Origin of the sequence: Acidisphaera rubrifaciens HS-AP3, assembly GCF_000964365.1 — a bacterium.
Taxonomy (GTDB): Bacteria; Pseudomonadota; Alphaproteobacteria; order Acetobacterales; family Acetobacteraceae; genus Acidisphaera; species Acidisphaera rubrifaciens.
In genome coordinates, this window is record NZ_BANB01000118.1 from 1 (window position 1) to 9,265 (window position 9,265).

8 protein-coding genes are annotated in these 9,265 nt (G+C 71.5%); 6 read left to right on the forward strand and 2 right to left on the reverse strand.

Going from position 1 to position 9,265, the window contains the following annotated elements; genetic code table 11:
- From B8460_RS04505 to B8460_RS04530, 6 genes are all read left to right on the forward strand, one after another.
- The coding region (locus B8460_RS04505) for a tryptophan 7-halogenase (RefSeq protein ID WP_048860383.1) at positions 1–875 on the forward strand (875 nt) is incomplete at its 5' end.
- 127 nt (positions 876–1,002) lie between these two features.
- The gene (locus B8460_RS04510) at positions 1,003–2,766 is read left to right on the forward strand and encodes a PHA/PHB synthase family protein (protein WP_048860384.1); all 1,764 of its coding nucleotides are present in this window, start codon (positions 1,003–1,005) and stop codon (positions 2,764–2,766) included.
- A 12-nt stretch (positions 2,767–2,778) separates the two neighbouring features.
- Positions 2,779–4,215 (forward strand): bifunctional enoyl-CoA hydratase/phosphate acetyltransferase, encoded by a 1,437-nt coding sequence (locus tag B8460_RS04515; protein WP_048860385.1) that lies wholly within the window; start codon positions 2,779–2,781, stop codon positions 4,213–4,215.
- Positions 4,212–5,417 (forward strand): acetate/propionate family kinase, encoded by a 1,206-nt coding sequence (locus B8460_RS04520; RefSeq protein WP_048860386.1) that lies wholly within the window; start codon positions 4,212–4,214, stop codon positions 5,415–5,417. The genes B8460_RS04515 and B8460_RS04520 overlap by 4 nt, the downstream gene beginning before the upstream one ends.
- A complete protein-coding gene (gene fabI / locus B8460_RS04525) occupies positions 5,414–6,226 on the forward strand; it encodes an enoyl-ACP reductase FabI (RefSeq protein WP_048860387.1) in 813 nt (270 codons plus the stop codon). Before B8460_RS04520 ends, fabI begins: the two co-directional genes overlap by 4 nt.
- Positions 6,227–6,256: 30 nt before the next feature.
- Positions 6,257–6,616 carry a carboxymuconolactone decarboxylase family protein gene (locus B8460_RS04530; RefSeq protein WP_048860388.1) on the forward strand — a complete coding sequence of 120 codons (360 nt, stop codon included), beginning with the start codon at positions 6,257–6,259 and terminating at the stop codon, positions 6,614–6,616.
- An 8-nt stretch (positions 6,617–6,624) separates the two neighbouring features.
- Here B8460_RS04530 and B8460_RS04535 read toward each other — a convergent pair whose 3' ends face one another.
- Together B8460_RS04535 and B8460_RS04540 are read right to left on the reverse strand one after the other, a co-directional pair.
- Positions 6,625–8,115, reverse strand: a complete 1,491-nt coding sequence (locus B8460_RS04535) for an efflux transporter outer membrane subunit (protein ID WP_048860389.1) — start codon at positions 8,113–8,115, stop codon at positions 6,625–6,627.
- On the reverse strand, positions 8,112–9,265 hold a 1,154-nt coding region (locus tag B8460_RS04540), incomplete at its 5' end, for an efflux RND transporter periplasmic adaptor subunit (protein WP_048860390.1). The genes B8460_RS04540 and B8460_RS04535, both read right to left, overlap by 4 nt.

Here is a 9,265-nt window from a genome sequence, read left to right on the forward strand (position 1 = left end):
GCGCCCGCGCGCGGGTGGAGGCGGTCGGCCCCGGCGGCGCGCGCCGCGTCTTCGCGCCGCGCTTCGTCCTCGATGCCTCGGGACGCGACGCCTTCCTCGCCGGACGGCTCGGCACCAAGGTCGCCAACAAGCGCAACAACACCGCCGCCGTGTTCGGCCATTTCCGCGGCGCGCAGCGGCGCGAGGGCGAGCGCGCGGGCTATATCAGCGTGCATCTGGCCGAGGACGGCTGGTTCTGGATGATCCCGCTGCCCGACGAGGTGATGAGCGTCGGCTTCGTCGGCAACCCGTCGGTCTTTCGCGAGCGTCGCGGCACGCCGCGCGACCTGCTGCTCCAGCGCATCGCCGCGAGCCCCACCGTGCGCGCGCGCATGACGCAGGCGACGCTGATCGACGAGGTGGTGGCGACCGGCAACTACTCCTATCGCTCCACGCGCGGCTGGGGCGAGGGTTTCGCGCTGATCGGCGATGCGTTCGGCTTTCTCGACCCGGTGTTCTCCTCGGGCGTGCTGCTGGCCATGACCGGCGGCGAGCGCGGGGCGGAGGTCGCGGATGCCTGGCTCGACGATCCGGCGCGCGGCCGGGTGCTGGCCGCGCGGATGCAGCGCGACATGACGCGCGCGATGGACCGCATCGCGTGGCTGATCTACCGGATCAACACGCCGGCGCTGCGCACGCTGTTCATGGCGCCGCGCAACACGCTGCGCATGCGCGATGGTCTGGTGAGCCTGCTGGCTGGCAACCTGCGCGGAAGCTGGGCGTCCGTCGTGCCGGTGCTGGCGTTCAAGAGCGTCTATTACGTCGTCGCGGGCCTGATGCGCGTGGGAATCCATCCGCCGATCGCGCCCTCGCCGCGCGCCTTCGCCGCCGAATAGCGGCGCCGACGCGCGGCGCGCGCCGATCCGGTTGCGTCCCCCGGGGACGCCCCGCGTTGATCCCGGTCAAGGAGGTGCCCCGCGTCCGCGGTCTATATGGCCGCATTCCTATGGATCGGAGACCGACATGGACGGCATGCGAGAGATTCCTGCCGTGACGGAACCGCGCCGGGAGCCGTTCGGCGCGCCCAGCGAAGCGACGGCGCGCGCGGTCGGCGGCGCCGACGCGCTGCTGCACGCGGCACAGGCGCGCGTCACACTCGGCCTGTCGCCCGGCAGTATCACGTTGTCCTTCCTCGACTGGCTCACGCATCTGGCCAACGCGCCGTTCCACCGCGCCGATCTGATCCGCGAGGGGTTCGAACAATGGCGCCGCCTCGGCGAGGCGGCGCTCGGCCGCTCGGTGATCGTGCCGCCGCCGCAGGATCACCGCTTCCAGGACCCGTCGTGGCAGGCGCCGCCCTTCAACCTGCTGCACCAGAGCTTTCTGCTGGCCGAGGAATGGTGGGCCCACGCCACGGCGACGCCGCCCGGCGTCGCGCGTCCCGACCGGCGCATCGTCGGCTTCGCCATCCGTCAGTGGCTCGACACGCTCTCGCCCTCCAACGTGCCGTGGCTCAACCCCGAGGTGATCGGCGCCACGGTGCACAGCGGCGGCGCCAACCTGCGCGAGGGGTTCACCAACTTCCTCGCCGATGCGCAGGAAGCGATGAGCGGCCAGGCGGCGCATCCCGACGCCCCCGTCGTGGGGGTGGACCTCGCGGCGACGCCGGGCAAGGTCGTACTGCGCAACGGGCTGATCGAACTGATCCAGTACACGCCCGCGACCGGGCAGGTGCGGCCGGAGCCGGTGCTGATCGTGCCGGCCTGGATCATGAAATACTACATCCTCGACCTGTCGGCACATAACTCGCTGATCCGCTGGCTGGTCGGGCAAGGTTACACGGTGTTCGCGATCTCGTGGCGCAACCCGGATGCGGACATGCGCGACACGACGCTCGACGACTACCGCACGCGCGGCGTGCTCGCGGCGCTCGATGCGGTCCGTTCGATCTGCGGCACGGTGCGCGTGCACGCGACGGGCTACTGCCTCGGCGGCACGCTGCTGTCGCTGACGGCGGCGGCGATGGCGCGCGACGGCGACGACCGGCTGGCGAGCGTCACGCTGTTCTGTGCCCAGACGGATTTCACCGAGGCGGGCGAGCTGCAGCTGTTCATCACCGAGGATCAGCTGGCCTTCCTCGACGACCTGATGCGCGTGCAGGGCTTCCTCGACAGCCGGCAGATGGCGGGCGCGTTCCAGCTGCTGCGCTCCAACGACCTGATCTGGTCGCGCGCGATCCGCAGCTATCTCCTGGGCGAGCGCGAGCATCCGAGCGACCTGATGGCATGGAACGCCGACGGCACGCGCATGCCGGCGCGGATGCACGCCGAATACCTGCGCCACATGTTCCTCAACAACGACCTCGCGGAGGGGCGCCTCGACGTCGGCGGGCGGCCGGTCTCGATCGGCGACATTCGCGTGCCGTTCTTCGTGGTGGGCACGGAGACGGACCACATCGCGCCGTGGCGGTCGGTGTTCAAGCTGCATCTGCTCAACGACGGCGAACTGACCTTCGTGCTCGCCTCCGGCGGTCACAACGCGGGCGTCGTCAGCGAGCCGGGCCATCCGCACCGGCACTACCGCCTGCAGACCCGCATGCACGGCGAGCGCTATGTCGGGCCGGACGAGTGGGCCGCCGCCGCCGAACGGCGCGACGGCTCATGGTGGCTCGCCTGGGGCGACTGGCTCGCCGCACGGTCGGGCCCACCCGTGGCGCCGCCGCCCATGGGCTCCGCCGCCGCGCCCGTGCTGGGCGACGCGCCCGGCGACTACGTGTTCCAGCGATAGGGAGCGCCGCCGATGGACGCGACAACCGCCGCCGACGCGATGATCGAGAACCGTACCTTCGACGAAATCGCGATCGGCGAGACGGCGCAGATCACGCGCACGGTGACGCAGCAGGACATCGACCTGTTCGCCGTCGTCACCGGCGACGTCAATCCGGCGCACATGGACCCGGCCTATGCGGCGACGGACATGTTCCATCACGTCATCGCCCACGGCATGCTCGGCGCCGGGCTGATCTCGAGCGTGCTCGGCACCCGCCTGCCGGGGCCGGGCACCATCTATCTCAGCCAGGAGCTGCGCTTCCGCCGTCCCGTCAGCATCGGCGATGCCATCACGGCGACGCTGACGGTGCTGGAAAAGCGGCCGGAGCACGGCGACGTCGTGCTGGACTGCACCTGCACCAACCAGGACGGACAGGCGGTCATCACCGGCACCGCCGTGGTGCGCGCACCTACCGAGAAGGTGCGCCGCCCGCGCGTCGAACTCCCCGACGTGCGCGTCAGCCGCCACGAGCGGTTCCGCGCCGCGCTGGCGCAGGCGGCGGGCGGCACGCCGCTGCCCACCGCCGTCGCACATCCGTGCGACGCCTATGCGCTGGAGGCGGCGGCGGAGGCGGCCCGCGCCGGACTGATCACGCCGATCCTCGTCGGGCCGGCGGCGCGGATGCGGGCGGCGGCGGCGGCGGCACATGTCGACATCATGCCGTTCCGCATCGAGGACGTGCCGCATAGCACGGCGGCGGCGGCGCGGGCCGTGGCGCTGGTGCGTGCGGGGGAGGCGGCGTTGCTGATGAAGGGATCGCTGCACACCGACGAATTGCTGCACGAAGTGGTGGCGGAGACGACGGGCCTGCGCACCGCGCGCCGGCTGAGCCATGTCTATCTGATGGACGTGCCGGGCTATCCGCGTCCGCTGCTGCTGACCGATGCCGCCGTCAACATCGCCCCCGACCTCGACGCCAAGGCCGACATCGTGCGCAACGCGATCGAGCTTGCCCACGGCATGGGGCTGGAGCGCCCGCGCGTCGCGATCCTCTCGGCGGTGGAGACGGTGACGGAGAAGCTGCGCTCCACGCTGGATGCGGCGGCGCTGTGCAAGATGGCCGAGCGCGGGCAGATCGCGGGCGGCGTGCTGGATGGCCCGCTCGCCTTCGACAACGCGGTAAGCCCGCAGGCGGCGGCGACCAAGGGGATCGTCTCGCCGGTCGCGGGGCAGGCCGACATCCTCGTGGTGCCGGATCTGGAGGCAGGCAACATGCTGGCCAAGCAGCTCACTTTCCTCGCCGGCGCCGATGCGGCGGGCGTCGTGCTCGGCGCGCGCGTGCCGATCATCCTCACCAGCCGCGCCGACAGCGAACGCACGCGCCTGGCCTCCTGCGCCGTCGCCGTGCTGCTCGCGCGTGGCCATCGCGCCGCGCCGCCGCCCGATCCCCGGGAGCCGACGCGATGACGGACTCCGTCCTCGTCATCAACGCCGGCTCGTCGAGCCTCAAGTTCGCGCTGTTTGAGCGGGCGGACGGCGTGCCGGTCGCCGTCTCGCACGGCCAGATCGAATCGATCGGCGACGCGCCGCACTTCATCGCCCAAGACCGCGCCGGCCGGACGCTCGCCGAGCATCGCTGGCCGGCCGGCGGGGCGGAGACGCACGAGACGCTGCTAGCCCATCTGCTGGACTGGGTGGACGGCCATCTCGGCGCCGATGCGCTGGTCGCGGTCGGCCATCGCGTCGTGCATGGCGGCGCGTCGCTGCACCGCCCGGCGCGGGTGACGGATGCGCTGCTGGATGCGCTCGCCCGTCTCACGCCGCTGGCGCCGCTGCATCAGCCGCACAACCTCGCGCCTATCCGCGCGATCGCCGCGCGCCGTCCGGGGCTGCCGCAGGTCGCGTGTTTCGACACCGGCTTTCACCACAGCCTCGCGCCCGTCGCGACCCGCTTCGCCCTGCCGCGCCGCTACGAGGCGGAGGGCGTGCGCCGCTACGGCTTCCACGGCCTGTCCTATGAATACATCGCCCGCCGGCTGCGTGAAGAGCACCCGGCGCTCGCGGCGGGGCGTGTCATCGTCGCGCATCTGGGCAACGGCGCCAGCCTGTGCGCGATGCGCGACGGGCGCAGCGTCGATACCACGATGGGCTTCACCGCGCTCGACGGGCTGGTGATGGGCACGCGCTGCGGCAACATCGATCCGGGTGCGGTCCTTTATCTCCAGCAGCATTACGGCCTCGACGCGGACGCGGTGGAGCGGCTGCTGTATCAGGACTCCGGCCTGCTCGGCGTCTCCGGCATCAGCGGCGACATGCGCCAGCTCATCGGGCGGCGGGAGACCACGGCCAAGGAAGCGATCGAGCTGTTCGTCTACCGCATCGCGCGCGAGACGGGCGCGCTGGTTGCGAGCCTCGGCGGCCTCGACGGCTTCGTCTTCACGGCGGGGATCGGCGAGCACGCGCCCGCCGTGCGCGGCCTCGTCGTCGCGCGGCTCGCGTGGCTCGGCGCCACGCTCGACCCGTGCGCGAACACGCGCGGACAGGGGCGCATCAGCGACGCCGCCAGCCGGATCGAGGTGCATGTCATACCGACCGACGAGGAAGCGATGATCGCCCGCCATACCTTCGAAACGCTCGATGCCGCCCCGGACGCGGAGGCGCGGCCATGACCACGGGCACGCAGGCCGCGCCCACCGCAGCCCCGGACGGCCCGATCGTCGATCTGCGCGGCCGGCGCGGCCTCGTCGTCGGCATCGCCAACGCGCAGAGCATCGCCGCAGGCTGCGCCGCCGCCTTCACCGCGGCCGGCGCGCGGCTGGCCGCCACCTATCTCGACGCCCGCGCCGAGCCCTATGTCCGCGCCGTTACCGACCGCCTCGGCTGCGACCTCGTGCTGCCGTGCGACGTGCGCGTCGACGGGCAGCTGGACGCGGTATTCGACGCGGTGCGCGCGGCCTGGGGCCGGCTTGATTTCGTGCTGCATTCGATCGCCTTCGCGCCGCGCGACGACCTGCACGGCCGCGTCACCGATTGCTCGGCCGCCGGCTTCGCGACCGCGATGGACATCTCGTGCCATTCCTTCATCCGCATGGCGCGGCTGGCGGAGCCGCTGATGACGCGCGGCGGCTGTCTGCTGACTGTGACGTTCTACGGCTCGGAACGGGTGGTCGAGCACTACAACCTGATGGGACCCGTGAAGGCGGCGCTGGAGAGCAGCATGCGCTACGTTGCCGCCGAACTGGGGCCGAAGGGCATCCGCGCGCACGCGATCTCGCCGGGGCCGATGCGCACCCGCGCGGCCAGCGGCATCGACCGTTTCGACGAGCTGCTCGACCGCGCGGCGGCGGCGGCGCCGGAGCATCAACTGGTGGAGCCCGCCGATATCGGCGCGCTCGCCGCCTTTCTGGCGAGCGATGCGGCGCGCCACATCACCGGCACAGTCATCCCCGTCGATGGCGGCCAGCATCTGCTTGCCTGACCTTTTTCAAGAACACCGGGGGACACGACGATGGTCGAAGACTGGCTGGCACTGATCGGCAACATGAACGGCGCGGTGCGCGAGCTGCGCAAGCTGTCGCCGGACGTGATGAAGACCTTCGGCGACATGGCGCGCGCGGCGCATCAGGGCGAGGCGCTGGACGCCCGCACCAAGGAGCTGATCGCGCTCGCGATCAGCGTCGCCGTACGCTGCGATCCCTGCATCGCCTATCACGCCGAGGGCGCGGTGCGTCAGGGTGCGACGCCCGCTGCCGTGGCCGAGGCGCTGGCGATGGCGGTGTACATGGGCGCCGGTCCGTCGGTGATGTATGCGGCCAAGGCGATGGAGGCGGTGGAGCAGATGGCGGCGAAAGCCGCGCCGGCCGCATAGCGTCGCGCCTATCCCGGCGCCCCCGCCGTCGCGTCCGCCTCGCCACTGCCCTTCAGCGCCGGGATCTCGTCGGCGTTCCAGCCGCCGCCGAGCGCCTTGACCAGCAGGATGTCCGCCTCCATCCGCCGGCGGCGCAGGTCGACGTCGTTGCGCTGGTTGCTCAGCAGGAATTCCTGTGCCGTGACGACGTTGATGTATGCGTCCTGCCCGCCGAGATAACGGTTGTTGAAGATCCGCAGCGACGACGCCGCCGCGTCGATCGCGGATTTCTCCTGCGCCGCCTCGTCGCGCAGGATTCGGAGCGCGGCGAGGTTGTCCTCCACCTGCTGGAACGCCGTCAGCACCGTCTGACGATAGGCGTCCACCGCCGCGTCATAGCCGGCGAGCGCGTTCTCCGACTGCGCCTTGCGCCGGCCGCCGTCATAGACGAGTTCCGACGCCGACAGGCCGACCGCCCAGAACAGGCTCGGCAGGCCGAACCAAGTGGCGAGCGTCGTGCCCTCGAACCCCGCGAGCGCGCTGAGGTTCAGCGACGGATAATACGCCGCCTCGGCGATGCCGATCTGCTCGTTCGCCTCCGCCATGCGCCGCTCCGCCGCCGCGATGTCGGGGCGGCGCTGCAACAGCTCCGACGGCAGGCCGGGCGGCACCTTCGGCGGCTCCAGGTCGAGCGGCAAGGGCGGCAGGCTGAAGGCTGCCGGCGGCTCGCCGATCAGGATGGCGATCGCGTGCTCGTACTGCGCGCGCTGCACGCCGATATCGGTCTCCTGCACGCGCGCCGTGTCGAGCTGCGTCTGCGCCTGCGCCACGTCCGACAAAGGCGCCGCGCCGCCCTGCAGCCGGCTCTGCGTCAGCGACAGCGCCTTCTCATAGGCGGTGACGGTGTCGGCCAGCAGCTTCTCCTGCGCGTCGGCGGCGCGCAGTTCGATGTAGTCGATCGCCAGTTCCGCGTGCAGGCTGAGGCGCACGGTCGCGAGATCGCCGGCGGTCGCCTGCGCCTCCTCGCGGGTCGCCGCGACGGTGCGGCGGATCTGGCCCCATACGTCGATCTCGTACGACAGGTCGACCGGCAGTGTCAGCGCGCCCTGCGCGGTGGGGTTCGGGATCAGGAAATACGGCTGATGCGCCGAATCCTTGAGCGCCCCGCCGGTGCCGCCCACGCTGAGCGTCGGGAACTCCGCCGCGCGCTGAAAACCGATCGCCGCGCGTGCCTGCCGGAACCGCGCCTCGGCCAGGCGCAGATCCTGGTTGCCGCGGTCGACCTGCGTCTCCAGCGCGTCGAGCCGCGGATCGCCGAAGATGCGCCACCATGCGCCGCGCGGCAGCCCGTCGTTCGGCTGCGCGCGATGCCACTGCCCGGCGGCGCGATAGGCGGCGGGCGTAACGTCTTCCTTGAACGTGGCGGTCGTCGGCGCGTCGGGCCGCTTGTAGTCGGGACCGACATTGCACGCCGCCAGGGCGAGCGCCGCGGCGAGGGCGGGCGCGGGATGCGTCCTCACGACGCCTTGCCCGCCGCCGGCGGCGCGACATGCACGCGGGTGCCGCTGATCAGCGAATCGGACGGGTTGACGATCACGTCGTCGTCCGCGCTCAGCCCCTCGATCACCTCGACGCGGTTGCCGTAGTCGCGTCCGATGCGGATCGACCGCAGCTGCGCTTCCCCGTCGCGCACCACGCCGACCTGCAGGCCTTCGCGGCGGAACAGCAGCGCGTTCGCCGGGATCGTGTAAGTCCTGTGCGAGCCGGGCAGCTTGAAATGCGCCGATACATAGGCACCCGGCAGCAGTTCGCTCTTGGGGTTGTCGACATCGACCTCCACCAGCAGCGTGCGCGAGGCAAGGTCGATCGCCCCGCTGCTGCGCACCAGCTTCCCGTCGAACACCCGGCCGGGATATTCGTCGAGCGTGATGCCGACATGCGCGCCCACCACCATCGCCGGCGCGTCGGGCTCCGGCACCTGCACATAGATGCGCAGCACGCCGGTCGCCGCCATGTGGAACAGCTGCGTCGTGGGTGCCCCGGCGCCGGCGTTGATCAGGTCGCCGATATCGGTGTTGCGGGCGGTGATCACCCCGTCGAAGGGCGCATAGACGCGCTCGTACGATTGCAGCTTCTCGAGCCGCGCAACGTCCGCCTGCCGCGAGGCGACGATCGCCTTGTCGGCGGCATAAGCACCGACCGCGTTGTCGCGCTCCTGCTGCGACACCGATTGCGACTTCACGAGGTTCTCGTTGCGCTGCGCGGTGATCGCCGCGAGCTTGAGGTTCGCCTGCGCGGTGACGAGGTCGGCCCGCGCCTGATGCAGCTGCTCGTCGATCTCCGGCGTCTCGATCTCGGCCAGCAGGTCGCCCTGCTTCACGTGCGCGCCGATGTCGTAGTACCACTTCTTCAGGTAGCCGTTGGTGCGGGCATAGATCGGCGTGTCGGTAAACGGCAGCGTGTTGCCCGGCAGCGCCAGCTCCTGGTCCGGCGCGTTCGGCGTCGGCCGCACCACGTCCACGGTCGGAACGGCGTCCACGGCGGTCGTCTGCGTCAGCTCCGCCTCCGCGCGGCTCCGCCCGTCGATCCCCTGCCAGATGCCCCAGCCCAGCAGCGCGACGAGCCCGGCCGCCACCAGCACCGTCGTCACCGGCGGCCGCCGGCGGCGCC